Source organism: Arthrobacter sp. 'calajunan' (assembly GCF_046940185.1).
GTDB lineage: Bacteria > Actinomycetota > Actinomycetes > Actinomycetales > Micrococcaceae > Glutamicibacter > Glutamicibacter soli.
The window spans coordinates 1-279 of the sequence record NZ_JBKZDY010000045.1 but is presented as its reverse complement, the minus strand read 5'-3'; the positions used below and the strand labels follow the sequence as shown (position 1 = coordinate 279).

The following is a 279-nucleotide window of genomic DNA, read 5'->3' as shown; positions in this document are numbered from 1 at the left end:
GGTAGTAGAAGCCCTCGGCCAGATCCCCGCCCAGGCGCTGCCCGCCGGTGACCAGGCGTCCACCTTCTTCCAGCGCGTCACCGCGGGGAACATGGTCGGCGCCGCAGTGGAATGGACCCGCTACTACGCAGGCTGGGCGGACAAGCTGCCGCTGGGCCGCATCACCAGCAACGGCGGGGCCGGCGGATCCTTCGGCCACACGCTGCGCCAGCCCAACGGCGTCATCGGCGCCATCATCACCTGGAACGCGCCGCTGATGTCCCTGGCCATGAAGGTCCC

General features: G+C 70.3%; 1 protein-coding gene. It reads left to right on the top strand.

Annotated features, from left to right (window positions below):
• Positions 1-279 (top strand): aldehyde dehydrogenase family protein (locus RF641_RS17590; protein WP_424573735.1); only part of this gene is annotated, 279 nt, incomplete at both ends.